Origin of the sequence: Kitasatospora sp. NPDC058063, assembly GCF_042885395.1 — a bacterium.
Lineage (GTDB): Bacteria > Actinomycetota > Actinomycetes > Streptomycetales > Streptomycetaceae > Kitasatospora > Kitasatospora lactacystinica.
Map to the genome: position 1 here is coordinate 51,834 of NZ_JBHVSD010000001.1, position 24,936 is coordinate 76,769.

Annotated in this window: 21 protein-coding genes and 1 tRNA gene; 11 read left to right on the forward strand and 11 right to left on the reverse strand. The window is 72.1% G+C overall.

Annotated features, from left to right (window positions below; translation table 11 throughout):
* The first annotated feature begins 133 nt into the window (after nt 1-133).
* Nucleotides 134-1,090, forward strand: a complete 957-nt coding sequence (locus ACFVUY_RS00285) for a LysR family transcriptional regulator (RefSeq protein ID WP_387726308.1) — start codon at nt 134-136, stop codon at nt 1,088-1,090.
* Nucleotides 1,091-1,172: 82 nt separating this feature from the next.
* Here the strand turns inward: ACFVUY_RS00285 and ACFVUY_RS00290 are convergent, their stop codons facing one another.
* Nucleotides 1,173-2,051 (reverse strand): hypothetical protein, encoded by an 879-nt coding sequence (locus ACFVUY_RS00290; protein WP_387726311.1) that lies wholly within the window; start codon nt 2,049-2,051, stop codon nt 1,173-1,175.
* A complete protein-coding gene (locus ACFVUY_RS00295) occupies nt 2,048-2,566 on the reverse strand; it encodes a SigE family RNA polymerase sigma factor (RefSeq protein ID WP_359897967.1) in 519 nt (172 codons plus the stop codon). The genes ACFVUY_RS00290 and ACFVUY_RS00295 overlap by 4 nt, the downstream gene beginning before the upstream one ends.
* 141 nt (nt 2,567-2,707) lie before the next feature.
* Here ACFVUY_RS00295 and hrpA point away from each other — a divergent pair, with 141 nt between their 5' ends.
* Both hrpA and ACFVUY_RS00305 read left to right on the forward strand, forming a co-directional pair.
* A complete protein-coding gene (hrpA, locus tag ACFVUY_RS00300) occupies nt 2,708-6,688 on the forward strand; it encodes an ATP-dependent RNA helicase HrpA (protein ID WP_387726313.1) in 3,981 nt (1,326 codons plus the stop codon).
* Nucleotides 6,689-6,812: 124 nt separating this feature from the next.
* Nucleotides 6,813-6,886, forward strand: a tRNA-Asp gene (locus ACFVUY_RS00305).
* Between the two features lie 357 nt (nt 6,887-7,243).
* On the opposite strand, the gene bldC is transcribed toward ACFVUY_RS00305, so the two are convergent.
* Nucleotides 7,244-7,450: a developmental transcriptional regulator BldC gene (gene bldC / locus ACFVUY_RS00310; protein WP_014137253.1), complete on the reverse strand. Its 207-nt coding sequence runs from the start codon at nt 7,448-7,450 to the stop codon at nt 7,244-7,246.
* 487 nt (nt 7,451-7,937) lie between these two features.
* Entirely contained in the window at nt 7,938-8,879 is a 942-nt protein-coding gene (locus ACFVUY_RS00315) for a hypothetical protein (protein WP_387726315.1), read from the reverse strand.
* Between the two features lie 199 nt (nt 8,880-9,078).
* On the opposite strand from ACFVUY_RS00315, the gene ACFVUY_RS00320 reads away from it, so the two are divergent.
* Both ACFVUY_RS00320 and ACFVUY_RS00325 read left to right on the forward strand, forming a co-directional pair.
* Nucleotides 9,079-10,236 (forward strand): Glu/Leu/Phe/Val dehydrogenase dimerization domain-containing protein, encoded by a 1,158-nt coding sequence (locus ACFVUY_RS00320; RefSeq protein ID WP_387693917.1) that lies wholly within the window; start codon nt 9,079-9,081, stop codon nt 10,234-10,236.
* Nucleotides 10,237-10,618: 382 nt separating this feature from the next.
* Entirely contained in the window at nt 10,619-10,876 is a 258-nt protein-coding gene (locus ACFVUY_RS00325; RefSeq protein WP_359897971.1) for a DUF3073 domain-containing protein, read from the forward strand.
* Between the two features lie 201 nt (nt 10,877-11,077).
* Here the strand turns inward: ACFVUY_RS00325 and purM are convergent, their stop codons facing one another.
* The 3 genes from purM to ACFVUY_RS00340 form a co-directional block, all read right to left on the reverse strand.
* Nucleotides 11,078-12,163 carry a phosphoribosylformylglycinamidine cyclo-ligase gene (purM, locus tag ACFVUY_RS00330; RefSeq protein ID WP_359897972.1) on the reverse strand — a complete coding sequence of 362 codons (1,086 nt, stop codon included), beginning with the start codon at nt 12,161-12,163 and terminating at the stop codon, nt 11,078-11,080.
* A 100-nt stretch (nt 12,164-12,263) separates the two neighbouring features.
* Nucleotides 12,264-13,847, reverse strand: a complete 1,584-nt coding sequence (purF, locus tag ACFVUY_RS00335) for an amidophosphoribosyltransferase (protein ID WP_387693916.1) — start codon at nt 13,845-13,847, stop codon at nt 12,264-12,266.
* A 334-nt stretch (nt 13,848-14,181) separates the two neighbouring features.
* Nucleotides 14,182-15,027, reverse strand: coding sequence for a diacylglycerol kinase (locus ACFVUY_RS00340; protein ID WP_380546262.1), 846 nt, complete (start codon nt 15,025-15,027; stop codon nt 14,182-14,184).
* Between the two features lie 126 nt (nt 15,028-15,153).
* On the opposite strand from ACFVUY_RS00340, the gene ACFVUY_RS00345 reads away from it, so the two are divergent.
* Nucleotides 15,154-16,437: an adenylosuccinate synthase gene (locus ACFVUY_RS00345; protein ID WP_359897977.1), complete on the forward strand. Its 1,284-nt coding sequence runs from the start codon at nt 15,154-15,156 to the stop codon at nt 16,435-16,437.
* A 186-nt stretch (nt 16,438-16,623) separates the two neighbouring features.
* Entirely contained in the window at nt 16,624-17,226 is a 603-nt protein-coding gene (locus ACFVUY_RS00350) for a GNAT family N-acetyltransferase (RefSeq protein ID WP_387726318.1), read from the forward strand.
* A gap of 25 nt (nt 17,227-17,251) precedes the next feature.
* Here ACFVUY_RS00350 and ACFVUY_RS00355 read toward each other — a convergent pair whose 3' ends face one another.
* Nucleotides 17,252-17,407, reverse strand: a complete 156-nt coding sequence (locus ACFVUY_RS00355) for a hypothetical protein (RefSeq protein ID WP_387726321.1) — start codon at nt 17,405-17,407, stop codon at nt 17,252-17,254.
* Nucleotides 17,408-17,752: 345 nt separating this feature from the next.
* Here ACFVUY_RS00355 and ACFVUY_RS00360 point away from each other — a divergent pair, with 345 nt between their 5' ends.
* From ACFVUY_RS00360 to ACFVUY_RS00375, 4 genes are all read left to right on the forward strand, one after another.
* Nucleotides 17,753-18,601, forward strand: a complete 849-nt coding sequence (locus ACFVUY_RS00360; RefSeq protein WP_387726324.1) for a helix-turn-helix domain-containing protein — start codon at nt 17,753-17,755, stop codon at nt 18,599-18,601.
* Nucleotides 18,598-18,798, forward strand: coding sequence for a DUF397 domain-containing protein (locus ACFVUY_RS00365; RefSeq protein WP_359897985.1), 201 nt, complete (start codon nt 18,598-18,600; stop codon nt 18,796-18,798). The genes ACFVUY_RS00360 and ACFVUY_RS00365 overlap by 4 nt, the downstream gene beginning before the upstream one ends.
* 195 nt (nt 18,799-18,993) lie before the next feature.
* Nucleotides 18,994-20,727 (forward strand): methionine--tRNA ligase, encoded by a 1,734-nt coding sequence (metG, locus tag ACFVUY_RS00370; RefSeq protein ID WP_387726327.1) that lies wholly within the window; start codon nt 18,994-18,996, stop codon nt 20,725-20,727.
* A 70-nt stretch (nt 20,728-20,797) separates the two neighbouring features.
* A complete protein-coding gene (locus tag ACFVUY_RS00375) occupies nt 20,798-21,637 on the forward strand; it encodes an alpha/beta fold hydrolase (RefSeq protein WP_387726330.1) in 840 nt (279 codons plus the stop codon).
* An 84-nt stretch (nt 21,638-21,721) separates the two neighbouring features.
* Here ACFVUY_RS00375 and ACFVUY_RS00380 read toward each other — a convergent pair whose 3' ends face one another.
* The 3 genes from ACFVUY_RS00380 to ACFVUY_RS00390 form a co-directional block, all read right to left on the reverse strand.
* Entirely contained in the window at nt 21,722-22,624 is a 903-nt protein-coding gene (locus ACFVUY_RS00380) for a class I SAM-dependent methyltransferase (protein ID WP_387726333.1), read from the reverse strand.
* Nucleotides 22,625-22,666: 42 nt separating this feature from the next.
* Nucleotides 22,667-23,761: an NAD(P)/FAD-dependent oxidoreductase gene (locus ACFVUY_RS00385; RefSeq protein WP_387726336.1), complete on the reverse strand. Its 1,095-nt coding sequence runs from the start codon at nt 23,759-23,761 to the stop codon at nt 22,667-22,669.
* 82 nt (nt 23,762-23,843) lie between these two features.
* The gene (locus ACFVUY_RS00390; protein WP_387726339.1) at nt 23,844-24,791 is read right to left on the reverse strand and encodes a hypothetical protein; all 948 of its coding nucleotides are present in this window, start codon (nt 24,789-24,791) and stop codon (nt 23,844-23,846) included.
* Nucleotides 24,792-24,936 lie beyond the last annotated feature (145 nt).

Sequence of the window (24,936 nt, forward strand, 5' to 3'; positions counted from 1 at the left end):
CCACCGGTTGTCCGGCCAGGAGCGACGGGCCGCGGGGCGGCGACGATCCACCCGGCCGCGCCGCGGCCGCGCCGCGACCCCGGCCAGGGCGGGTGCCCCGCGGGAGTTCGCGGGCAGGCCCTAAGGTGCCCGGGTGGATCTGGATCTGGCGCAGGTGCGGGCGTTCGTCGTGGCGGCCGAGGAGTTGCACTTCGGGCGGGCGGCCGGGCGGTTGGGGATCAGCCAGCAGGGGCTGTCGAAGCGGGTGGCGCGGCTGGAGGCGGTGCTGGGGGTGCGGCTGCTGGACCGGGACGCGCGCGGGGTGGGGCTGACCGGGGCGGGGCTGCGGTTCCTGGAGCCGGCCCGGCGGGCGCTGACGCAGGGGGAGCGGGCGGTGGCGGCCGCGGGGTGCGCGGCGCGGCCGCTGCGGATCGACGTGTGGGGGCACCTGTACGCCCCGATGCGTACGCTCGCGCAGGCGGTGGACGCGGCGCCGGGGCTGCTGGTGGAGCCGGTGCCCGGCCGGGACCTGCCGTCCGTCGCGGCGGCCGTGCTGCGCGGGGAGTCGGACGCCGGGTTCGGCCGGGTGCACCGGCTGCCGGGCGGCGGGGGCGAGTTGACGCACCGGCTGGTCCGGCTGGAGCCGGTGGACGTCCTGCTGAGCACCGGCCATCCGCTGGCCGGCCGGGACGTCCTGCGCCCGGACGACTTGCGGGACAGTGTGCTGCGCTACCCGGCGGCGGTGGACCGGCTGGACTTCCTGACCCGCTTCGCCGAGCGCTTCGGGATCGCCCGCCGGGTCGGCTCGACCAACCTGGGCCTGGAGCACTTCGTGGACCAGGTCCGCGCCGACCCGGCGTGCTTCTCCCTCGTCCCCGCCGACGGCCCGCCGCCCGGGCGCCCGGGTGTCCGCACCGTCCCGCTGGCGGAGCCGACCCCGCTCTACGCCTGGTCGCTGCTCTGGCGCACCGGTCCGGACACCGACCCGCACCCCCGACTGGACGACCTGCTGCGGGCGTTCACCACCGGGGCGGCCCGCAACCGGTGGCTGGATTACGACCCGGCCCGCGACTGGCTCCCGGACGCCGACCAGGCCGCGCTCCACCCGTGACGGGCGCCCCGACCGCCCCGACCGCCCCGATCACCCCGGCAGCCCCGGCCACCGACCCCGGCGGCCACCCGCGGCCACCGGCTCAGGAGGTCCGGAGCCAGGTGTCCTTGACGCGATCCACCGAGCCGTCCGCCGTGTAGTAGGTGACGGTCGCCGCGTCGGTGCCCGGCTTCGCCAGGATGCCGTAGTAGCGGAACGGGGAGTCCCCGACCACGACCGGCACCGCCTCGGTGGTGCCGCCGCTCTTCCAGGCGACCACGACCTTCGTGATGTCGGCCTGGACCCCCTCGATCACCACCGGCGGGATGCCCGCGCCGTCGTCGAGGCCGAGCGACGAGCTGCCGATGACGCCCGGGAACCCGCCCGGGGCGGAGACCGCGTGCAGGGTGTCGTCCGCCTGCCGCTTGCCGTCCACGGTGTAGTAGTAGTTCACCCTGTCGATGCGCGTGTCCCAGTTGTCGTCGATGTCCTTCTGGGTGACCGGCTTCGCCGCCGGGTTGGCTGCGTGCCGCTCCGCCTGGATCATCCGGGCCTGCTTGGCGAAGTCCTCCTTGCCGGGGACGGCCGGCCACAGCGCCGTCCAGGCCTGCCAGGTGTGGCCGTTCGCGCTGCCTTCGGCGACCTTGACCCGGACGGGGTTGAACGGGTCCCGGGCGGTGGGCGCGCCCGTGGTGCTCACCGCGGTGGCCGAGGCCCCGGCCGAGGCCGCCACCACGGTCGAGACGGCCTGCCGGCCGCGCTCGCCGAGCACCGCCGTGCCCCCGGCGATGCCGGCGACCAGTACCGCCGCCACCCCGGCGGTCAGCAGCCGCCGGTGCCGCAGTCGCCGCCGGCCGCCGGCGACCAGCCGGTCGTACGGGACCGTCCCGGTCTCGACGCTCCCGGCCAGTTCGCCCAGGGCCCGCACGGCCGCCGTCTCGTCTCCGGTCGCCGTGTTCCCGGGCAGGAACTCGTTGCTCATCTTGCCCCTCCGATGCTGGTCAGTCCGATGAGTGAGGAGGCCCCGCGGAGCTTGGCCAGGCCTCTGGCCGCCTGGCTCTTGACCGTGCCGACCGAGCAGCCCATGGCCACCGCGGTCTGGGTCTCGCTGAGGTCCTCCCAGTACCGCAGCACCACGGCCTGGCGCTGGCGCGGCGGCAAAGTGCCGAGTGCGGCGAGCAGCACGGCCCGGTCGTCCGGGTCGGCGCCGGCCGGTGCGGGCCGGTCCGGGAATTCGGTGACCGGGTACTCGACCAGCCGCCGCCGGAACCGTCTGGCGTGCTCGTTGATCACGATCCGGCGCACATAGGCGTACGGGTCGTCCGCGGCACGCACCCGGTTCCATGCCGCGTACGCCCGCTCCAGCGCCTGCTGGACCAGGTCCTCGGCGCCGTGCCGGTCCCCCGCGAGCAGGAACGCCGTCCTGAGCAGCCGTGACCACGCGCTGCCGACGAACGTCCGGAACTCCTCGTCCCGGGCGGTCTTGTGGGCTCCCATGAGCACCTCCTCAACCTCCCGGAGCCCGGGACGGCCTCGGACCGTTGCCCGCCGTTCGCGATTCGCCGCCGACGGCTGTGACACTGGAGGGGCTCGAAAACCGAGGTGCGCTCCGCCGTGCCTCCTTGCGAACCTAGAGGGATGCCCGCAGTGAGTTCTCCCGCAGTCCAGTCCGCCACCGTACCCGCCGAGGGCCCCGGAATCGGCGGGCTGGCCGCCCGTCTGCCCGAGCTGACCCTGCGCGACCAGGTGCGGATCGGGCGCCGGCTGGAGGGGGCCCGTCGGGTCCGCAAGCCCGAGGCCCGGCAGAAGGTCGCCGCCGAGATCGCCGCCGAGATCGACCGCGCCGAGGCGGTCGTCGAGCGGCGCCGGCGCGCCGTCCCGAGGATCGGCTATCCCGCCGAGCTCCCGGTCAGCCAGAAGAAGGACGAGATCCTGGCGGCGATCCGGGACCACCAGGTGGTGATCGTCGCGGGCGAGACCGGCTCCGGCAAGACCACCCAGATCCCGAAGATCTGCCTGGAGCTCGGCCGTGGCGTGCGCGGCCTGGTCGGCCACACCCAGCCGCGCCGGATCGCCGCCCGCACGGTGGCCGAGCGGGTCGCGGAGGAGCTGGACAGCCCGCTCGGCGAGGCGGTCGGCTGGAAGGTCCGGTTCACCGACCAGGTCGGCCAGGACACCCTGGTCAAGCTGATGACGGACGGCATCCTGCTCGCGGAGATCCAGACCGACCGCGACCTGCACCAGTACGACACCCTGATCATCGACGAGGCGCACGAACGCAGCCTCAACATCGACTTCATCCTCGGCTACGTCAAGCAGCTGCTCCCCCGCCGCCCGGACCTCAAGGTCGTGATCACCTCCGCGACCATCGACCCGGAGCGCTTCGCCCGGCACTTCGGCGACGCCCCGATCATCGAGGTCTCCGGCCGCACCTACCCGGTCGAGGTCCGCTACCGGCCGATCGTCGACGAGGCCGACGACGAGGCGGACGAGGCGGACCGCGACCGGGACCAGGTCCAGGCGATCTGCGAGGCCGCCGAGGAGCTCCAGGCCGAGGGCCCCGGCGACATCCTGGTCTTCCTCTCCGGCGAGCGCGAGATCCGCGACACCGCGGACGCCCTCGGGAAGCTGAAGCTGAAGAACACCGAGATCCTGCCGCTGTACGCGCGGCTCAGCTCGGCCGAGCAGCACAAGGTCTTCCAGCGCTCCCGCAGCCGCCGGATCGTGCTGGCCACCAACGTGGCCGAGACCTCGCTGACCGTTCCCGGCATCAAGTACGTGATCGACCCGGGCAGCGCCCGGATCTCCCGCTACAGCCACCGCACCAAGGTGCAGCGGCTGCCGATCGAGGCGATCAGCCAGGCCAGCGCCAACCAGCGCAAGGGCCGCTGCGGCCGTACCTCGGACGGCATCTGCATCCGGCTCTACTCGGAGGAGGACTTCCTCTCCCGCCCCGAGTTCACCGACGCCGAGATCCTGCGCACCAACCTGGCCTCGGTGATCCTCCAGATGACGGCGGCCGGCCTCGGCGACATCGCCGCCTTCCCGTTCCTGGACCCGCCGGACTCGCGCAACATCAAGGACGGCGTCGCCCTGCTGCACGAGCTGGGCGCGCTCGACCCGGAGGAAAAGGATCCGCGCAAGCGCCTGACCCAGCTGGGCCGCAAGCTCGCCCAGCTCCCGGTGGACCCGCGGATGGCCCGCATGGTGCTGGAGGCGGACCGCAACGGCTGCGTCCGCGACGTCATGGTGATCGCCGCCGCGCTCTCCATCCAGGATCCGCGCGAGCGCCCGGCCGAGAAGCGCCAGGCCGCCGACGAGCGGCACAAGCGGTTCAACTCGGAGACCTCCGACTTCCTCTCCTACCTGGCGATGTGGCGCTACGTCCGGGAGCAGCAGCGGGAGCTCTCCTCCTCGGCGTTCCGCCGGATGTGCAAGGCGGAGTTCCTCAACTACCTGCGGATACGGGAGTGGCAGGACATCTACGTCCAGCTGCGCACCGTCGCCAAGCAGTTGGGCGTGACGATCGAGGAGCCGCACGAGGACGCCGAGCCGGACGCCGACCGGATCCACCAGTCGCTGCTGGCCGGCCTGCTCTCCCACATCGGTCTGTTCGACGTGGAGAAGCGCGAGTACGGCGGTGCGCGCGGCGCCCGCTTCGCGGTGTTCCCGGGCTCCGGCCTGTTCAAGAAGCCGCCGCGCTGGGTGATGTCGGCGGAGCTGGTGGAGACCTCCCGGCTCTGGGCGCGGATCAACGCGAAGATCGAGCCGGAGTGGGTCGAGCCGCTGGCCGGCCACCTGATCAAGCGGAGCTACAGCGAGCCGCACTGGGAGAAGAAGGCCGGCGCCGTCATGGCGTACGAGAAGGTGACCCTCTACGGGATGCCGGTCGTCGCCCAGCGCAAGGTCAACTACGGGAGGATCGACCCGGAGCTCTGTCGCGAGCTGTTCATCCGCAACGCGCTGGTCGAGGGCGACTGGGAGACCCACCACCGGTTCTTCGCGGAGAACCGCAAGCTGCTCGGCGAGGTCGAGGAGCTGGAGAACCGGGCCCGCCGCCGGGACATCCTGGTGGACGACCAGACCCTGTTCGACTTCTACGACGCCCGGCTGCCCGACGAGATCGTCTCCACCCGGCACTTCGACTCCTGGTGGAAGAAGGCCCGGCACGAGCAGCCGGACCTGCTGAACTTCGAGAAGTCGATGCTGATCAACGACGCCGCGGACGGCGTCACCGAGGCCGACTACCCGGACCACTGGCAGCAGGGCAAGCTCCGCTTCAAGCTGACCTACCAGTTCGAGCCGGGCAGCGACGCGGACGGCGTGACCGTGCACATCCCGCTGCCGGTGCTGAACCAGGTCACCGCGGAGGGCTTCGACTGGCAGATCCCCGGTCTGCGGGAGGAGCTGGTCACCGCGTACATCAAGTCGCTGCCGAAGGCGATCCGGCGCAACTTCGTTCCGGCGCCGGACTTCGCCCGGGCGGCGCTGCGCGCGGTGAAGGACCGCCAGGAGCCCCTGCTCCCGGCCCTGGAGCACGCCCTGAAGCGCCTGACGGCGGTCACCGTGCCCCCGGAGGCCTGGGACGACGACCGGGTGCCCGATCACCTCAAGGTGACCTTCCGGGTGGTGGACGGCCGCAAGAAGCTCGCCGAGTCCAAGGACCTGGAGGAGCTGCGGCTCCGGCTCAAGCCCAAGCTCAAGGAGACGCTCTCCTCGGCCGCGTCCGGCCAGGGCATCGAGCAGAGCGGGCTGACCGCCTGGCCGGCCTCGCTGCCGGTGCTCCAGCGCACCTTCGAGCAGCGTTCGCGTGGCCACTCGATGCGCGCCTACCCGGCCCTGGTGGACGAGGGCCCGTCGGTCGGCGTCAAGCTGTTCGACACCCCGGAGGCGCAGGCCCGGTCGATGTGGGAGGGGACGCGGCGGCTGCTGATGCTGACCACCACCTCCCCGGCCAAGTCCATCCAGGGCCGGCTGGGCAACCAGGCGAAGCTGGCGCTCTCGCACAGCCCGCACGGCTCGATCGGCGCCCTGTTCGAGGACGTCGTGGCCGCCGCGACGGACCGGCTGATGACCCTGGCCGGCGGGCCGGCCTGGGACGAGGCGGCCTTCGGCAAGCTGCACGACAAGGTGCGCACGGACCTGTACGACCTGTCCGCGGACACCACGCTGAAGACGGCCACCGCGCTGATCGCCTTCCACAAGGCCTCGACCCGGCTGAAGTCGGTGAGCAGCCCGGTGCTGCTGAACGCGGTGAACGACGTCCGGCTGCACCTGGCCTCGCTGGTGCACCCGGGCTTCGTGACGGCCACCGGCTGGCAGCGGCTGCCGGACCTCAAGCGCTACCTGCTGGCGGTGGACCGCCGCCTGGAGGCGCTGCCCAACCATCCGCAGCGGGACGCCCAGCAGCTGCTGAAGGTGCAGCAGGTGCAGCAGGAGTACGGGGAGCTGCTGGCGGCGGTGCCGGCCGGGCACCAGCCGTCCGCGGAGGTGCGGGCGATCCGCTGGATGATCGAGGAGCTGCGGGTCAGTTTCTTCGCCCAGTCGCTGGGCACCCCGAGCCCGGTGTCGGAGAAGCGGATCACGAAGGCGATGGCGGCGGCGCGGGCGACGCTCTGACCCGGGTGGCCGTGTGAGCTGCGGTGGGCCTTCAGGAGCCAGTTCGACCTGGGGGCCCACCATGGGCTACAGTCTGTCTTGTTCGCAGCGCGGCAAGCGAGTGAACGAGATCAGGAAACACTCTGGTCCCGTGGAGCAGTTGGTTAGCTCGCCACCCTGTCAAGGTGGAGGTCGCGGGTTCAAGTCCCGTCGGGATCGCCGCAGTGCGAGAGGCCCGGAACCGTCAGGTTCCGGGCCTCTCGCTTTTGACCGTTCGGCCCACTACCCCGGCCAGGTCTAGACCACAAGTGACGGACCGTGTGACGGTCGTCACGGAACCTCCCCAGGAATCGGCCCCGCGCCACCCTTCCGGGAACCACGTTAATTTAATATGTAAAATTGTACAGCTATTCACTGTAAATCCCCCCCGCCCCACGCGCATCAAATCGTTATCCGGAGTTCAACATTCCGACCACTCGCCCGGCACGGAACACCCTCGGGCGGGCACGACAAAGGGGCCGCTTACCGGACCCGGCGGAGTCCGGTAAGCGGCCCCTTTAAAGAGCCTTCGGCCTATCAGGCCTCAGTGCGCTGGGCGGGAATCCCAGCAAGCAGAGCGCGCACCTCCGCCTCACGGTAACGGCGGTGACCGCCGAGCGTGCGAATCGACGTCAGCTTGCCCGCCTTTGCCCAGCGAGTGACCGTCTTCGGGTCCACGCGGAACATGGTGGCAACCTCTGCCGGCGTCAGCAGCGGCTCAGCATCAGGGGTACGAGCGGTCATGAGCGGCCTCCTCGGGAGAACCGAACCAGGGCGGTTCTATCCTTCAAATTCTGCACCTTGGCCCGCGATGCCCGAAATGGCATAGACGGGCCGAGTCGGTTATAGGACGAACGGCTTGTCCTGGTGTCTACAACTACACCATCCGTCCAGCCCTATCGACCAAACCGCCAAAATTGACCCCTCACGGGTTCAAGGCCGACGGATGGCGATGGACCACCCCATAACGGACAGTCACGCAGCCATGACATCCGGTTACGAAGGGACCAGACCCTCCGTTTCCCCGCAAAGCACGCATCGACTCCAGAACCACCCAAAAGTGGGCACGCTCACGTGAAGTTGGGCTGGTTGTCCCATTTTTGCACATAGGGGTAAGTTCGCGTCAACGGTGAGTAGTGTCACGTTCGGCAGCTATTGACCCGAACCAGGACCTTGGTCATCGGACGTGCAGTGCTTAGGACTCTTACAGTCATACACGCGCGGTCGGACATCAGTTCGCGTGCCGCAGCGCCAGCACCCGGCGCCACCGCACCGTCAGCTCCCCGTACACGCGCAGCGCCTCGGCGGTGTCCCCCGCCCGCAGCGCCCGCAGCCCCTCCTCCAGTTCCCCCGCCGAACGGTCCGCCAGCAACCGCTCCGGGCCCAGCAGATGCACCAGGCCCCCGTAGTCCAGTTCCACCAGCGAGCGCGGATGGAACTCCTCCAGCCAGCGCCCGACCCGCTCCGCCCCCTGCACCAGCTCCCCGTCCGGCACCGCCTCGCGCAGCGCCCGGAAGGCCCGCGCCACCCGCCGGCGCGCCTGCGCCATCGGCACCAGGTAGAACAGCGCCGCCGGCCGGTCCCCTGGCCCCTCCTCCGCTTCCCCTCCCGGTCCGTCCGCGGGTCCGTCCGCGGGTCCGTCCCCGCCCGGCACGAAGCAGCGGTCCTCGTCCCCGAAGGGCAGGAACCAGCGCACCGGCACCTCCCACCGGCTGGTCAGGATCCACGGCCGGGCGTCCGGGTGCTCGGCCCGCCAGCGCTCCCGGTCCGCCTCGGCGGCCGCCCGGGCCACCGGCGGCAGCGCGGTGTCCAGCAGCGCCACCGGCGCCCCGGCCCGCAGCTCCTCCAGCGCCTCCCAGCTGCGCAGTCGGGTCGCCCACGGGCAGACGTACAGTACGCCGTCCACCACCCGCAGGTACGCCCGCCCGCTCTCCCGCTCGGGCAGCGCCCGGGGCGTGCGGGCGGCCAGCCCGGCGAGCGCCTCCCGCTGCTCCTCCAGCACCGCCGCCGCCACCGGCTGCGACGGCTCGGCGGCGTCCGGACCGCGCTCCGCCGCACAGGCCTGCCAGTGCGCCCGCTCGGGCTCCGGATAGGCGGCCAGCGGCTCGTAGACCCGCAGGTGGGCGGCGTAGGGCGGTTGTACGGAAGTACGTACGACGGTCACGTCCTGCATGGTCGCACGCACCGCCCGGCCCCGGGAGGGCGCGCCCCCGAACCCGTTCGCGCCCGCACCCCGTCCCCCTTCCCGTCTCACTCCTCGGACGACCGGCCCCAGCTCGGACAAGACGGCCGATCGGCGGCACGGGCGCGGCTACGCTTCGCCTCAGACGCCCGCACCACAGCAGCGGGCCTTCGATACTGGAGTCACCACAGTGACCGACGTACAGACCCCCGCCACGCACTCCGCACCCGGCGTGCTCAGCAGGATCTTCCGTACCGAACAGGACGGCGCCCCCGGCGACGGTCACGAGCAGGTCGTCCTCTGCCACGACCGCAGCTCGGGCCTGAAGGCGATCATCGCCATCCACTCGACCGCCCTGGGCCCGGCCCTCGGCGGCACCCGCTTCTTCCCGTACGCCTCCGAGGAGGCGGCGCTGGAGGACGCGCTGAACCTGTCCCGCGGAATGTCCTACAAGAACGCGCTGGCCGGCCTGGACCTCGGTGGCGGCAAGGCCGTCATCATCGGCGACCCGAACAAGGACAAGAACGAGGCGATGCTCCGGGCCTACGGCCGCTTCGTCGAGTCCCTGCGCGGCCGCTACATCACCGCCTGCGACGTGGGCACCTACGTCCAGGACATGGACGTCATCGCCCGCGAGACCGAGTTCGTGACCGGCCGCTCGCCCGAGCACGGCGGCGCCGGCGACTCGTCCATCCTGACCGCCTTCGGCGTCTTCCAGGGCATGCGCGCCAGCGCCCAGGCCCGCTGGGGCCAGCCGACCCTGCGCGGCAAGCGGGTCGGCGTCGCGGGCGTCGGCAAGGTCGGCCACTACCTGGTCGGCCACCTGGTCGCGGACGGCGCCACGGTCGTCGTCACCGACCCCTTCGAGGCCGCGGTCAACCGGGTGCGCGCCGCCCACCCGGAGGTGGAGGTCGTCGCCGACACCACCGCCCTGCTCCAGGCCAAGCTGGACGTCTACGCCCCCTGCGCCCTCGGCGGCGCGCTGACCGACGCCACGGTCGCCGCGCTGGGCGAGTTCGGCACCTCCGTCGTCTGCGGCGCGGCCAACAACCAGCTGGCCCACCCGGGCGTCGAGAAGGACCTGGCCGACCGCGGCATCCTCTACGCGCCGGACTACCTGGTGAACTCCGGCGGCGTCATCCAGGTCGCCGACGAGATCGACGGCTTCAACTTCGAGCGGGCCAAGAACAAGGCCACGAAGATCTTCGACACCACCCTGGAGATCTTCACCCGGGCGACGGCCGACGGCATCCCGCCCGCGGTCGCCGCCGACCGCCTGGCCGAGAAGCGGATGCGCGAGATCAGCGCCCTGCGCACGGTGCTGCTGCCCGGCGCCCGCCGCGCCTGACGGGTCGACAACCGACCCGGTGATGCGCGGGGGGCCGTGGGGACGGTCCCCCGCGCATCACGATGTGGAACCGGATTCTCACTTCTCCCGCCGAACGGGTGATCCGAGGCCCCCCTAGGGGGGATAATCAGTCCTGGAACGACGGACCTCAGACACCTCTGGACAGCGCGCAAAACGCCGCAAAACCTCCCTTGACCTGGGAAGACCTGGTCGCGGGTGCGGTCGGTGCGCGCCACGTCACACCGACGACGTACCGTCCAGCGGCGGAAACAGGTACCGTTAATGCTCCAAGGGACGGTCCTCCCATTCGGGCAGGCCGGTCCTGATCATGAACACGTGTCAGACTCGGGGCCGTGAGCCCCATCGTTGAGGGGGTCGACCCATGGGGCGCGGCCGGGCCAAGGCCAAGCAGACGAAGGTCGCCCGCGAGCTGAAGTACAACAGCGGCGGGTTCGACGCTAACCGTCTGTCCAACGAGCTGGGCGTATCTCCGTCCACCGCCTCGATCGAGCCGGAGCCGATCGAGGAGGAGGAGGAGGACGACCCGTACGCGGAGTACGCAGCCCGCTACGCCGACCTCGACGACGAGGACGACAACGGGCCAGGCACCGGGGCGTCCCAGGCCTCCCGCCGCTCGTAGCCACAGCAGTCCCGCCGACCGGTTCGGGCACCCGCCAGGGCGCCGGACCGGTCTTCGGCGTTCCCTCGTGCCGGACCGCCCCGCCCGGCGTTCCCCCGTACGGTCCGCCGACCGGTTCCGCACGGTCCGCCGACCTCCTCCACCGCACGCGAGAGGGCCCCTCCGGTGCTCCGGAGGGGCCCTCTCGTCGTCACGCCCGGGTCAGCTCGCCCGGAAGCCCTCGTAGGCGTTGTAGAGGGCCGCGCCGCCCTCGTGCCCGTCGCCGCGCTCGACGATGTCGCCGAGCAGCCAGGCCTCCACGCCGCGGTCCTCCAGGATCGACAGCACGACGTCCACCGAGTGCGGCGGGACGACCGCGACCATGCCGACGCCCATGTTCAGCGTCTTCTCGATCTCCAGGGTGGCCACCTTGCCGACCTCGGCGACGGTCTGGAAGACCGGCAGCGGGGTCCAGGTGCCGCGGTCCAGGCGGGCGTGCAGGCCGTCCGGGACGACCCGGGCCAGGTTGGCCGCCAGGCCGCCGCCGGTGACGTGCGAGAAGGCGTGCACCTCGGTGGCGCGGGTGAGCGCCAGGCAGTCCAGCGAGTAGATCCGGGTCGGCTCCAGCAGCTCCTCGCCGAGGGTGCGGCCGAACTCCTCGACCTTGCGGTCCAGCTTCCAGCCGGCCTCGTTCAGCAGCACGTGGCGGACCAGCGAGTAGCCGTTGGAGTGCAGGCCGGAGGCGGCCATCGCGATCACCACGTCGCCGGCCCGGACCCGGTCCGCACCGAGCAGCGCGTCGGCCTCCACCACACCGGTGCCGGCACCCGCGACGTCGTACTCGTCCGGGCCCAGCAGGCCCGGGTGCTCGGCGGTCTCGCCGCCGACCAGGGCGCAGCCGGCCAGCGCGCAGCCCTCGGCGATGCCCTTGACGATCGCGGCGACCCGCTCCGGGACGACCTTGCCGACGCAGATGTAGTCGGTCATGAACAGCGGCTCGGCGCCGCACACCACCAGGTCGTCGACGACCATGCCGACCAGGTCGTGGCCGATGGTGTCGTGCTTGTCCATGGCGGCGGCGATGGCCACCTTGGTCCCCACGCCGTCGGTGGCCGAGGCCAGCAGCGGCCGCTCGTAGTTCTTGAAGGCGGACGCGTCGAAGAGGCCGGCGAAACCGCCGAGACCGCCGACCACCTCGGGGCGGTTGGCCTTCTTCACCCACTGCTTCATGAGCTCGACGGCGCGGTCGCCCGCCTCGATGTCGACACCGGCGGCGGCGTAGGTGGCACCGTTCTGGTTGCTGGTCACTGCGTGCGGCCCTTTCGGGTCAGGTGGGGGTGGTTCTACGGAACAGCAGGGGGTGGAACAGCGGTGGGGCCCCGGTTCACGGGACCCCACCGTCGGTTCGTTACGGCCGGCGCAGCGCGTCGGCCGCGCCCGCCCCGCCGAGCAGCGACTGGACGCCGTCCAGGTCGCTGCCGCTGGTCGGCTTGCCGCGGACGGCCGGCGGCTGCTGGCCGCCCTTGATCTCGGCCTCCAGCAGGAGCTTGCCGAGCAGCGCCGGATCCGGCAGCTCCATCGGGTACTCGCCGTCGAAGCAGGCCCGGCAGAGCCGGTCCTTCGGCTGCGCGGTGGCCTCGATCATGCCGTCGATCGAGATGTAGGAGAGCGAGTCCGCGCCGAGGGTGCGGCCGATCTCCTCGATGGTCATGCCGTTGGCGATCAGCTCCGCGCGGGTGGCGAAGTCGATGCCGAAGAAGCAGGGCCACTTCACCGGCGGCGAGGAGATCCGGATGTGGACCTCGGCGGCGCCGGCCTCGCGGAGCATCTTCACCAGGGCCCGCTGGGTGTTGCCGCGCACGATCGAGTCGTCCACGACCACCAGGCGCTTGCCCGCGATGACCTCGCGCAGCGGGTTGAGCTTGAGCCGGATGCCGAGCTGGCGGATCGTCTGGCTGGGCTGGATGAAGGTGCGGCCCACGTAGGCGTTCTTCACCAGGCCGGAGCCGTACGGGATGCCGCTGGCCTCGGCGTAGCCGATCGCGGCGGGGGTGCCGGACTCGGGCGTCGCTATCACCAGGTCGGCCTCGACGGGCGCCTCCTTGGCCAGCCGGCGGCCCATCTCCACGCGGGAGAGGTGCACGTTGCGGCCGGCGATGGAGGTGTCGGGGCGGGCCAGGTAGACGTACTCGAAGACGCAGCCCTTGGGCTTGGCCTCGGCGAACCGGGAGCTGCGCATCCCGTTCTCGTCGATGGCGATGAGCTCGCCGGGCTCGACCTCGCGGATGAAGGAGGCGCCGCAGATGTCCAGCGCCGCCGTCTCGGAGGCGACCACCCAGCCGCGCTCCAGCCGGCCGAGCACCAGCGGGCGGATGCCCTGCGGGTCACGGGCGGCGTAGAGGGTGTGCTCGTCCATGAAGACGAGCGAGAACGCGCCCTTGACCTGGGGCAGCACGACCTTGGCCGTCTCCTCGATGGAGAGGTCCGGGTGGCCGGCGAGCAGCGCCGTCACCAGGTCGGTGTCATTGGTCGCGGCGCTCCGGCCGGAGCGCGAGACGTGCTCCTCGCCGGGGAGTTCGGCGACCATGGCCGCCAGTTCGGCGGTGTTCACCAGGTTTCCGTTGTGCCCGAGGGCCAGCGAACCGTGAACGGTCGCCCGGAAGGTCGGCTGGGCGTTCTCCCAGACCGAGGAACCGGTGGTCGAGTAGCGGGCGTGTCCGACGGCGATATGCCCGTGCAACGACCCCAGCGAGGCCTCGTCGAAGACCTGGGAAACGAGGCCCATGTCCTTGAAGACGAGAATCTGGGAGCCGTTGCTCACTGCGATGCCCGCGGATTCCTGACCGCGGTGCTGCAGGGCGTAAAGGCCGAAGAACGTGAGCTTGGCGACCTCCTCGCCGGGAGCCCAGACACCGAAGACGCCACAAGCGTCCTGGGGGCCTTTCTCACCGGGAAGAAGATCGTGGTTGAGTCTTCCGTCACCACGTGGCACGCCTTCGAGTCTAGGGCAGTTGACCCGGGCTGTCGGACCCCGGGACTGCGGGTTTGTCCGGCGATCGCGAGTTGATGCGCGTAGACAAAACCCCTTACCGGCCGGGGATTTCGGGTGGGGGGAATTCCGGCGGGCGGCGCTTGGCCTTGTGGTTCGCGCCTGTTGGGGAGTTCCGGGTGCGCGGCGGCGGGGGTCCGGGCACGGACGAACGTGAGCCTGCTCACCCGGTGTTCCCCCACCCGTCGCCCGCCGGTCGCCCACCGGTCGGGCGGGCGGTCGGGCGCGTTCGGGCGGGCGTTCAGGCAGCCGGCCAGGCAGCCGGTCAGGCGGCCGGTCAGGCGGCCGGCAGCAGCAGGCCCCAGGCTCCCGGGTGCACCGTCCAGGTCCGCGCCCGGACCGGACCGACCGGGCGGCCGTCGGCCTCGTAGTCGAAGCCCCGCCCGACCACCGACACGCTCGCCGCCCGGGCGCGCACCAGGGCGCCGGAGGCGGCGACCACCACCTCCATCTCGCCCGTCCCGTCCGAGGCGCCGGACGGCAGCGTGACCTGGACCAGCCGGACCGGCCGGTGGACGTCCGCGAGCAGTCGGCCGTCGGCCTCGACCCGGACCCGGGAGCTGTGGTCGGCGCCGTCCGGAGTGAGTGCGTTCGCCTGCTCGGCCGCAGCCAGTTTCGCCCATAGCGAACGCCAGCCACCCGAACGGCCCACCATGCGCCGCGCACCCCCGCCGGTGATCCGCACCCCGCCCAGCGCCACCCCGCCACCGTCGTCCACCAGCAGGTCCAGCCGGCGCGGCGCGCCCGACAGCACCGCCCGCGCGGCCCGCACCGGCTCCCCCGGCACGCCGAGCGCGCGGGCCGCCGCCAGCTCCTGCGAGCGGCCGACCGGAACCATCCCCACCGGTTCCGTGCCCAGCTCACGCTGGCGATGCAGGGCCTGGAGCACCCGCTGCAGCGCGAGGTCGGAACCGATCACCACCGGTCGCCTCCGGCCCCGGTGCGAAAGCACCCGGTCGAGCTCGGAAGGACTCTCCGGAAAGGCCACCTTCACGTCCGCGCCCCCGCAGAGCACGTCCTTCGCGATCCGCACCGACTCGCCGTCGGTCTGCCGGGCCACCGGGTCGAGGAGCAGCAGGAGCGGCTCCGGGCCGCCGGTAGCAGGCGTGGACAGGGACGACACGACCGGTCCTTCCTCAGGTAATCTCTCGGTGCAAGAGCCCCTTGCGCCATTGCGCCAGGGGCTTCGTCTATCTCGGGGCAGACTGCGGCCTACGCAGGATGCCCCAACCGGAAGGGGTGTACGCCTGTGCCGGCACTCGTGCTCGTTGGCGCTCAGTGGGGAGACGAGGGCAAGGGGAAGGCCACCGACCTCCTCGGTGGCTCCGTGGACTACGTGGTCCGCTACCAGGGCGGCAACAACGCCGGTCACACGGTGGTCATCGGCGACCAGAAGTACGCCCTGCACCTGCTCCCTTCCGGAATCCTCAGCCCGAACGTGACGCCGGTGATCGGCAACGGCGTCGTGATCGACCCGGCCGTGCTGCTCTCCGAGCTGGCCGGCCTGAACGAGCGCGGCATCGACACCTCCAAGCTGCTGATCTCGGGCAACGCCCACCTGATCACGCCGTACCACCGCACCCTGGACAAGGTCACCGAGCGCTTCCTCGGCAAGCGCCGGATCGGCACCACCGGCCGCGGCATCGGCCCGACCTACGCGGACAAGATCAACCGCGTCGGCATCCGGGTCCAGGACCTGTTCGACGAGTCGATCCTGCGCCAGAAGATCGAGGCGGCGCTGCACGACAAGAACCAGATCCTGGTCAAGCTGTACAACCGCCGCACCATCCCGGCCGACCTGGTGGTCGAGGAGTACCTGGGCTACGCGGAGAAGATCAAGCCCTTCCTCTCCGACACCACCCTCGTCCTGGACGAGGCGCTGAAGGCGGACAAGGTCGTCCTGCTGGAGGGCGGCCAGGGCACCCTGCTCGACGTCGACCACGGCACGTACCCCTTCGTGACCTCGTCGAACCCGACCGCGGGCGGCGCCTGCACCGGCGCCGGCATCGGCCCGACCAAGATCGACCGGGTCATCGGCATCCTCAAGGCCTACACCACCCGCGTCGGCTCCGGCCCGTTCCCGACCGAGCTGCTCGACGCGGACGGCGAGGCGCTGCGCCGGATCGGCGGCGAGCGCGGTGTCACCACCGGCCGCGACCGCCGCTGCGGCTGGTTCGACGCCGTGATCGCGCGCTACGCGACCCGGGTCAACGGCCTCACCGACTTCTTCCTCACCAAGCTGGACGTGCTGACCGGCTGGGAGCAGATCCCGGTCTGCGTCGCGTACGAGATCGACGGCAAGCGGGTCGAGGAGCTCCCCTACAACCAGTCGGACTTCCACCACGCCAAGCCGATCTACGAGACGCTGCCGGGCTGGACCGAGGACATCAGCAAGGCGAAGTCCTTCGCCGATCTGCCGAAGAACGCCCAGGCGTACGTGAAGGCGCTGGAGGAGATGTCGGGCGCGCCGATCTCCGCCATCGGCGTCGGCCCGGGCCGCGACGAGACGATCCAGATCAACTCGTTCATCTGAGCCGGAACCCGCTCTTCACCGAGGGCCCCGCAGGACGCACCGTCCTGCGGGGCCCTTCGTCGTCCCGGATCCTCCGTGCTGGACCCTCCGCGCCGGCTCTTTCGCTTCGGGCCTTTCGCACCGGGGTCTTTTGCACTAGTTCAAACATCTATTGCCTCTAGTGCACAATCGGGCTACGTTCGGATCATGACCGCGAAGCAGCCCGCACCCGTCACCCTCACCGGCCGCCACATCCGCCTGGAGCCGCTGGAGCGCCGCCACCTCGCCGACCTCTGGACCGCCATCGGCCCCGACCCCGACGTCTGGCGCTGGACCATGTCGCCGCTGCCCGGCTCGCAGGAGGAGCTCGGCGCGATCCTCGACACCCGGATCGCGGAAGCGGCCGCGGGCGAGTCGGTGAACTTCGCCGCCGTCGACCTCGCGAGCGGCCGGGCCGTCGGCGTCACCGGCTACCACGACCACAGCGCACCGGACGAGTCCGTGGAGATCGGCGGCACCTGGTACGCCCGCTCGGTCTGGCGCACGGCGGTCAACACCGAGGCCAAGCTGCTGCTCCTGCGCCACGCCTTCGAGGACCTCGGCATGGGCCGGGTCTTCTGGAAGACCGACGCCCGCAACGAGCGCTCCCGCACCGCGGTCCTGCGCCTCGGCGCCCAGTACGAGGGAACCCTGCGCCGCCACCGGCTGCGCCCCGACGGCAGCTGGCGGGACAGCGTCTACTTCTCGATGCTCGCCGACGAGTGGCCGGCGGCCGAGTCCCGGCTGACGGAACGGCTCTCCCGGGGCTGAGCCGCGCCCCGGCCGGCCGCGGCGGCTACTTCCGGTCCCCCGCGGCGGCATGGCCGGCCGCCAACTCGCGCTTCACCGCGCGGAGTTCGGAGGGCCTGACGTTCACCAGCCAGACCAGCCAGCCAACGAACAGGACGGCGAGCAGGAGCGCCGACAATCCGGCGACGAGAAGCGCATTCACCGGGATGCGGAAATGCGCCGGGACGGGTGGGGCCGGTGGGGCCGATGGGGAAGGCAGAGTACAGAGGGGAGGGGCATGGCTGTCTCCGGTCGATGATTTCGGGCGCCGCGACCATGCATCTGATGTGTCATTACGGCCGATTGACGACTGTTTGACGACTGTTTAGGCGGCAACAAGTCAGCGAGTGACACGGATGACCATAGGGTCAAGGTGCCAGAGTTGCTACCGAGCGGAAGGACGTTCACTCCATCGTGGGGTATCCCCCATTTCGGTAGCTAGGGCCCGGCACGCGCGGCACACTTCACCGGAAGCATCGACGCCAGCCGCGACCCGGAGAAGAGAGTCATGCCACCCCGCTTGTCGCCGACCGTGCGCCAGCAGCGCCTCGGGATCGAGTTGCGCAGGATGCGCGAGCTCGTGGGCGTCACGCCCAAGAGCCTGGCCGCCACCATCGGCACCGACCTGCCCAAGATCTCCCAGATGGAGAACGGGAAGTCGGGCATCAGCGCCGAGCGGCTCCGGATCTGGGCACTCACCTGCGGCTGCGCGGACGGCCCCTACCTGGACGCGCTGCTGACGATGACTCAGGACCGGCGCAAGTACTGGTGGGACGGCTACCGCGGCCGGCTGCCGAACGCGATCATCGACATCGCGGAGATGGAGCACCACGCGTCCTCCCTCTCCATCCTGAACAGCACCTTCATCCCCGGACTGCTGCAGACCCCGGAGTACGCCGCCGCGGTGTTCGAGCGGCTCCCCCCGCAGTACCGGCAGGAGGCCGACATCCGGAAGGCATTCCGGATTCGGCGCCAGCAGATCTTCGTCGACCACCCGAAGCCGTACAGCGCATTCCTGCACGAGTCCGCGCTGCGCATGCAGTTCGGCGGTCCGGAAGTACTGCGCGACCAGTTGCGGAGCCTGTTGGAGAATTCCGAACGGCCCGGTGTGGAGATCCGGGTGATCCCGTTCAGCGTGCCCACCTACACCGGCTCCGGAGAGAGCCTGTACCTCGCCCGCGGACCCGTCCCGGAACTCGACACCGTCCAGATCGATCTCTCCCACGGGCCGAAATTCGTGCACACCCAGGCCGAATTGGCCTCCTACCGCCGGATCAAGGAGGAGACCGCGGCCATCGCGCTCGGGCCGGACGAGTCCCGGGACTTCATCCGGGCCTTGCTGAAAGACTTCGCATGAGTACCTGGCGAAAGGCCTCGGCCAGCGGCGAGAGCACCGACTGCGTCGAGGTCAGATCGGCGGGCGAGCTGGTGGAGATCCGCGAGTCCGACCGGCCCGAGGTCGTCGTGCAGACCACCCCCCGCAAGTGGGCCGCCTTCGTCCGCGGGGTGAAGTCCGGGGAGTTCGACCGGTACGGCGACTTCAGCCGGCCTTGACGCCCGGCCCGGAAGCACCGTCGATCCTGCTCCGGAAGGACGGTCCACGCCGCCCCGGAAGTGCCGTCCGCCCCGGCCCGCCGCGCGCGCCAGGGCCCTCCGCTTGCCCTAGGCTTGCAGCCCACAGTGGACCCCTGCGCCTGACACGGCACTCCGGGTGGGGTGCGCGTGCGGGAGAAATCGGAGCATCCGAGGATGGCTCGGCACCTGATCACCAGCGCCCTTCCGTACATCAACGGGATCAAGCACCTGGGCAACATGGTCGGGTCCATGCTCCCGGCGGACGTCCACGCCCGGTACCTGCGCCGACGAGGGCACGAGGTGCTGTTCATCTGCGCCACCGACGAGCACGGCACGCCCGCCGAACTGGCCGCTCAGGAAGCCGGGTTGCCGGTCGCGGAGTTCTGCGCCCGGGCACACGACGCGCAGCGGTCGGTGTACGAGGGCTTCGGGCTCTCCTTCGACCACTTCGGCCGCAGTTCCTCGCCGCAGAACCGGGAGATCACCCAGGAGATCGCCCGCGAGCTGCAGCGCAACGGCTTCATCGAGGAGCGCGCGATCCGCCAGGTGTACTCCAACGCCGACGGCCGCTTCCTGCCGGACCGCTACATCGTCGGCACCTGCCCGCACTGCGGCTACGACAAGGCCCGCGGCGACCAGTGCGAGAACTGCACCCGGGTGCTCGACCCGACCGACCTGCTGGAGCCGCGCTCGGCGATCAGCGGCAGCTCCGACCTGGAGGTCCGGGAGACCCGCCACCTGTTCCTGCTCCAGTCCAAGCTCACCGAGGAGGTCGGGGACTGGGTCGCCGCCCACGCCGACGACTGGCCGGTGCTGGCCTCCTCGATCGCCCGCAAGTGGCTGACCGAGGGCCTCCAGGACCGCTCGATCACCCGCGACCTGGAGTGGGGCGTCCCGGTGCCGGCCGACGTGTGGCCCGAACTGGCCGCCGAGGGCAAGGTGTTCTACGTCTGGTTCGACGCCCCGATCGAGTACATCGGCGCCACCAAGGAATGGGCGGACGCGGCCCCGGCCGGGCAGCTGCGGGACTGGAAGTCCTGGTGGTACGAGGTCGACGAGACCGTCCGCTACACCGAGTTCATGGCCAAGGACAACGTCCCGTTCCACACCGTGATGTTCCCGGCCACGCTGCTCGGCTCGCGCCGTCCGTGGAAGAAGGTCGACTACGTCAAGGCCTTCAACTGGCTGACGTACTACGGCGGGAAGTTCTCCACCAGCCAGAAGCGCGGCGTCTTCACCGACGTCGCGCTGGAGCTGCTGCCCGCCGACTACTGGCGCTACTTCCTGATGGCGCACGCGCCCGAGTCGGACGACTCCAGCTTCACCTGGGACCTGTTCGCCTCGGTGGTCAACAAGGACCTCGCCGACACCCTCGGCAACTTCGTCAACCGGGTGCTCTCCTTCAGCCGCAAGCGCTTCGGCGACGACGTCCCGGGCGGGCACGCGCCGGGCCTGGCCGAGCAGCGCCTCGGCGAGCAGGTCGCCACGCTGCTCGCCGAGTACGAGGCCCAGCTGGACGCGCTCAACTTCCGCAAGGCGGCGCAGGCCCTGCGCGCGCTGTGGAGCGCGGGCAACGCGTACCTGGACGAGAAGGCGCCCTGGCTGCAGGTGAAGACCGACCCGGAGGCGGCGGCGCTGACCCTGCGCACCGCGATGAACCTGATCCACCTGTACGCGGTGGTCTCCGAACCGTTCATCCCGGCCACCGCGGCGGCGATGCGCGGGGCCTTCGCGCTGCCCGAGGACTCCCCGGCCGCCACCCGGGACTGGATCACCCCCCAGGAGGCGCGGGCGCTGGACCTGGTGCCGGCCGGGACGGCGTTCACGGTGCCGCCGGTGCTGTTCGCCAAGATCACGGACGAGGACCTGGCGGCCTGGACGGCGCGCTTCGGCGGCTCGGCGGGCTGACCGGCCCGGCTGCGCGGCGCCCGGCCGATTTCCCGTTGCCCGGCCGGTCGGCGGTTGCCACGATCGTTCGATGACGACCTTCACCGGCCCCGACGGCACCCCGCTCGGCTACCGCGTCCTCGGCGAGGGCGACCCTCTGCTCGTCCTCGCCGGCGGCCCGATGCGCGACGCCGCGTACCTCGGCGACCTCGGCGGCCTCGGCGCGCACCGCGCCCTGCACGTCCTCGACCTGCGCGGCACGGGCCGATCGGCACGCCCGGCCGACCCGGCGGGCTACCGGGTCGACCGGCAGGTGGCCGACGTCGAGGCGTTCCGGGCGCACCTCGGGCTCGACCGGGCCGACCTCCTCGCCCACTCCGCCGGCTGCTCGCTCGCCACCCTGTACGCGCTGCGGCACCCCGGGCACACCGGCCGGCTGGTGCTGGTCACGCCCAGCCTCCGGATCCTCGGCGGCACCGCCACCGAGGACGACTACCGCGAGGCGGCCGAGGCCCGCGGCCTCGCCGACGAGGAGTGGTACCCGGCCGCCCGGGCCGCCGTCCGCGCCGCCTTCGCCGGCGGCGTCGCCGACCCCGACGCCGTGGCGCCGCTCTTCCACGGCGACTGGAACGCCACCGCCCGCGCCCACGAGGCCGACTGCGCCGTCCAGAGCCACCCGGAGGCCGCCGCGGCGTACCACGGCGGCGGCTTCCGGCCCGCCGCCGTCCGCGCCGCCGTCGCCGAACTCCCGGTGCCGACGCTGCTGTTGGCCGGCGAGTACGACCCCGACCCGCGGCCCGGGGCGGTCCGCGCCGCGGCCGCGCTGTTCCGCCACGCCCGTGCCGCCGTCCAGCCCGGCGCCGGCCACTACCCGTGGCTCGACGATCCGGCCGCCTTCACCCGTACGGTGGCCGCCTTTCTCGCGGGCTGACGCCGCGGGCCGTACGGTCGCCGGCTGCACGGTCGAGGGCCGACGGCCGCCGTCCGTACGGTCGAGGACCCCGCGGCCGCCGGATCAGTCCCGGCGGGCCGTGTGGACGGTCATCGCGGACAGGTAGAAGGCGTCCGGACGGTGCAGGATGCCGGTGGGGGCGTCCTCGGCGAGCAGCGCCTCCAGGGTGGCCCGGTCCTCGGCGTCGAGCTGCTCGGCGAGCTGGTCGTGGCGCCGGGTCAGCTGGGTGTGCAGGTAGCCGCGGACGGGCCCGGCGAGCGGGGCGGGGTGGTCGACCAGGAAGGTGCGGGTGCCGGTCGGGGTCAGTCCGGCCCGCCGCAGCATGGCCGGCCAGTCCTCGATCTCCGGGGTGCTGCCGGGCAGTTCGGCCCGCATGGCGCTGAAGCCGTCCTCGTGGGCGGCGTCCATCCGGGCCTGGAAGCCGGGCCGGCCGAGGCCGAAGTCGCGCGGCAGGTAGCGCGCCGGCAGGCCGCTCTCCGCGACGGCGAGCAGACCGCCGGGCCGCAGCACCCCGGCGAGCGAGGTGAGCGCGGCCTGCTGGTCGCCCAGGTGGTGGACGGCGTTGCCGGACCAGATCAGGTCGGCCTCGCCGAGCTTGCCGAATTCCTCGGGCAGGTCGGCCTGTTGGGTGCCGAGACGACCGCCGGAGCGGGTCCGGGCGCGCTCCAGCAGGGCGGCCGACTGGTCGACCGCCACCACCTCGGCCGCCGGGAAGACCTCCGCCAGCAGTCCGGCGATCACCCCGGGGCCGCTGCCGACGTCGAGGACCCGCCGCACCTCGCCCTCCCCGTGCAGGCCGAGCAGCCACCGCCCGGCCTCGGTGACGGCGCCGGCCCGCAGGTCGGCCTCCAGCTCCAGGTGCGCGGCGAGCGCGTCCCAGTCGAAGTCGGCGGCGGGAACGTGCCCGTGGGAGTGGAAGTGGGAGTGGCCGTGCCCGTGGGAGTGGCCGTGCTGCTGCGCTGACATCCGGATTCTCCGATCGTGGGTGGGTTGACGAAAGCTTCCCGCTCAGGCGGGCAGGGCGGCGCCGGACGCGCGGTACGTCCGCACCGCCCGGTCGAGCTCCTCCGCCACGAGGTCGTGGTCGAGTGCGAAGGCCGCCGCCGCGCCCATCCCGGCGGCGGTGACCACCTGGGCACGCGGGTCGGCGACGTTGCCGACCGCCCAGACGCCGGGGAGGCTGGTGCGGCCGGTCCGGTCGGTGGTGACCCAGCCGTTGTCGTCCCGGGCGCAGTCGAGGCCGAAGAGCAGCGCGTCCCGGGGCACCGGCCGCGGGAAGACGAACACCGCCTCCCGCGGCACCACCTGCCCGGTGGCGAGTTCGACGCCGCGCAGCCGCCCGTCGTCGGACACCAGGCGGACGATCCGGCCCTCGACCACCCGGACGTCCCGGGCCGCGAGCCGTTCCCGCTCGGCGTCCGTCAGCGCCAGGGTGTGCGCGAGCAGCACCACGTCCGCCGACCACTGCCGCAGCAGCAGCGCCTGGTTCACCGCCCCCGGTCCGGTGCCGAGCACCCCGAGCCGGCGGTCGCGGACCTCCCAGGCGTGGCAGTACGGGCAGTGCAGCACGTCGTGGCCCCACCGCTCGACCAGGCCCGGCAGCTCCGGCAGCCCGTCCCGCAGCCCGGTGGCGACGACCACCCGGCGCGCGTGCAGCACCGGCCCGCCGGCCAGATGGACCACGAAGCCCGACCCGGCGGACCCGGCCGGCTCGGCGGACTCGAGGTGATCGCTGTGCTCGGCCGACTCGATGTGCTCGCTGTGCTCGGCGGACTCGATGTGCTCGACCCGGGCGTCGATCAGGTCCACCCCGTACCGGGCGACCTCCTCCCGCCCGACCGCCAGCAGCGCCGCCGGGGGCATGCCGTCCCGGCTCAGGTAGCCGTGCATGTGGGCGGCGGGCGCGTTGCGCGGCTCGCCGGCGTCCACCATGGCGACCCGGCGACGGGCCCGGCCCAGCACCAGCGCGGCGTTCAGCCCCGCCGCTCCGGCGCCGACCACCACCACGTCGTAGCGCTCGCGTTCCCCGGTCCCGGTCGTCCCGGGTGCCCCGGTCGTTCCTGTCGTCCTGACCGTTCCTGCCGTCACTGCCGTCTCGCCCATGGCGCTCACCTCCACCGCCAGGCTGCGGCCCGCCCTACAGCATCGGCAAGCGTTCTTGCCGCCTCAGCAAACCGCTGCGAGGTCAGCCCCGCGTCCGCCGCCAGTACGACCGGGCGGCCACCGCCAGCGCGACCCCGTACCCGGCGAACCCGCACATCCCGACCCAGGAGATCTCCAACGCGCTCTGCTCACTGGCGAACTCCCCCAGCCTGATCCGCGTCACCCCGGCGGTGCACAGCGTCAGGTAGCCGATCCCGACCACCCCGTACGGCGCCAGCGAAGCCGCGCCCAGCAGGGCCGGGGTGAGCGGCAGCCAGCGCGGCACCCGGCGGCCGCGCAGCGGCAGGGTCCAGCGCGGGAAGACCTGCCCCCACGGGCGGACCAGTCCCCAGAGCAGGAACACCCCGAGCAGCGCCAACAGCACGGTGCCGTCGAGGCCCCGGCGTTCCAGGGCGAGCCAGAGCCCGGAGGAGCCGTTGCGCACGTAGCTCGCGTACATCTGGTCGCCGCTGATCCCGGCGAAGCTGCCGCCGAACGCCCAGAGCAGCTTCATCAGCACGTACGGCACGAACGCCAGCGTGCCTGCCCAGGCGGCGAGTTGGACGATCGGCGGGGCCGCCCCGGGAGCCGGCGCCACTCGTTCGGCCCGGCCGCCCGGGCCGCCGCGGGCACCGGGCCGCAGCCCCGGGGCGGTGCGGGCCAGCAGCACCGCCCCCACCGCCGCCAGGGTGCGCTCCACCGTGTCGGGGACGCTGTCCACCCGCTGGCCGAACAGCAGCGTCACCAGGTCCATCAGCAGGCCCCAGGCCCCGACCGCGGCCGCCCCGCACGCCAGCCACAGCAGCCACCGCAGCCCCGGCGACCGTCGCACCACCGCCAGGCCGACGGCCGCCGAGGCGACCCCCACGGCGGCCACCACCCACCCCGGCCAGTCCGCGCCGAACAGCCGCGTCCCGCCCAGCGCGCACCCCAGCCCGAACCCCGCGTACCCGAGGCCCCAGCCGGTCACCGCCCACCCGTTCCTCACCATGCCGACAGGCTCGCCCGCGCCGCCCCCGCCACTCCTCCCCCGGTGCGGTGATCCGGCTCCCCCACCCGAGGGAGCCGAGCCGCGTTTGCGCTGGAGCGCACTCCAACTCCTAATCTCTGACCAGCAACTGATCGCCAACCAGGGG

Excerpts from the sequence above, each read along its gene's own strand:
- ACFVUY_RS00290 (WP_387726311.1), bottom strand. The coding sequence starts at position 2,051 with ATGAGCAACGAGTTCCTGCCCGGGAACACGGCGACCGGAGACGAGACG.
- ACFVUY_RS00385 (WP_387726336.1), bottom strand. The coding sequence starts at position 23,761 with ATGGGCGAGACGGCAGTGACGGCAGGAACGGTCAGGACGACAGGAACG.
- ACFVUY_RS00390 (WP_387726339.1), bottom strand. The coding sequence starts at position 24,791 with ATGGTGAGGAACGGGTGGGCGGTGACCGGCTGGGGCCTCGGGTACGCG.
- ACFVUY_RS00350 (WP_387726318.1), top strand. The coding sequence starts at position 16,624 with ATGACCGCGAAGCAGCCCGCACCCGTCACCCTCACCGGCCGCCACATC.
- hrpA (WP_387726313.1), top strand. The coding sequence starts at position 2,708 with ATGCCCGCAGTGAGTTCTCCCGCAGTCCAGTCCGCCACCGTACCCGCC.
- metG (WP_387726327.1), top strand. The coding sequence starts at position 18,994 with ATGGCTCGGCACCTGATCACCAGCGCCCTTCCGTACATCAACGGGATC.
- ACFVUY_RS00325 (WP_359897971.1), top strand. The coding sequence starts at position 10,619 with ATGGGGCGCGGCCGGGCCAAGGCCAAGCAGACGAAGGTCGCCCGCGAG.
- ACFVUY_RS00375 (WP_387726330.1), top strand. The coding sequence starts at position 20,798 with ATGACGACCTTCACCGGCCCCGACGGCACCCCGCTCGGCTACCGCGTC.
- ACFVUY_RS00365 (WP_359897985.1), top strand. The coding sequence starts at position 18,598 with ATGAGTACCTGGCGAAAGGCCTCGGCCAGCGGCGAGAGCACCGACTGC.
- ACFVUY_RS00360 (WP_387726324.1), top strand. The coding sequence starts at position 17,753 with ATGCCACCCCGCTTGTCGCCGACCGTGCGCCAGCAGCGCCTCGGGATC.
- ACFVUY_RS00380 (WP_387726333.1), bottom strand. The coding sequence starts at position 22,624 with ATGTCAGCGCAGCAGCACGGCCACTCCCACGGGCACGGCCACTCCCAC.
- ACFVUY_RS00315 (WP_387726315.1), bottom strand. The coding sequence starts at position 8,879 with ATGCAGGACGTGACCGTCGTACGTACTTCCGTACAACCGCCCTACGCC.
- bldC (WP_014137253.1), bottom strand. The coding sequence starts at position 7,450 with ATGACCGCTCGTACCCCTGATGCTGAGCCGCTGCTGACGCCGGCAGAG.
- ACFVUY_RS00295 (WP_359897967.1), bottom strand. The coding sequence starts at position 2,566 with ATGGGAGCCCACAAGACCGCCCGGGACGAGGAGTTCCGGACGTTCGTC.